The organism is Hymenobacter crusticola (assembly GCF_002154225.1).
Taxonomy (GTDB): domain Bacteria; phylum Bacteroidota; class Bacteroidia; order Cytophagales; family Hymenobacteraceae; genus Hymenobacter; species Hymenobacter crusticola.
On the sequence record NZ_MTSE01000148.1, the window covers coordinates 1 to 346 of the forward strand.

General features: G+C 53.5%; 1 protein-coding gene. It reads right to left on the minus strand.

All coding sequences use genetic code 11. The features are described 5' to 3' along the window. Window positions 1–40 precede the first annotated feature (40 nt). A partial coding sequence (locus BXP70_RS29285; RefSeq protein WP_143436803.1) for a DUF2625 family protein occupies window positions 41–346 on the minus strand: 306 nt, incomplete at its 5' end.

The following is a 346-nucleotide window of genomic DNA, read 5'->3' on the forward strand; positions in this document are numbered from 1 at the left end:
GAGCGTTTGCAGAAAGTTATAAGTCATAAGTATCCAGCACTTACGGCGCCCCGTCCAGTTGACGTTGCATGTCCTGGCCAAAGGTCCACAGCTCGGCAATCGGCACGACACCCCGCTTGTCCTTGGCGATGTTCTTGCCTTCTTTGGTGAACAGAAAAGGATAGCACGCCAAGCCTTGGTTGCCGGACAGCTGGCTGACTTCTTGTTGCCACCCCTTCCAGCGCAGGTTCCGATAGTAGGCTTGTAGATCCCCCGAAAAACAAAAGCGTAAAAAGTCCGAGTACGTTTTGTTGGTGGGCTCCCAGCGCAAGTTATCGGGGGCAAAGTAGAAGATCTTGCCCAGCGA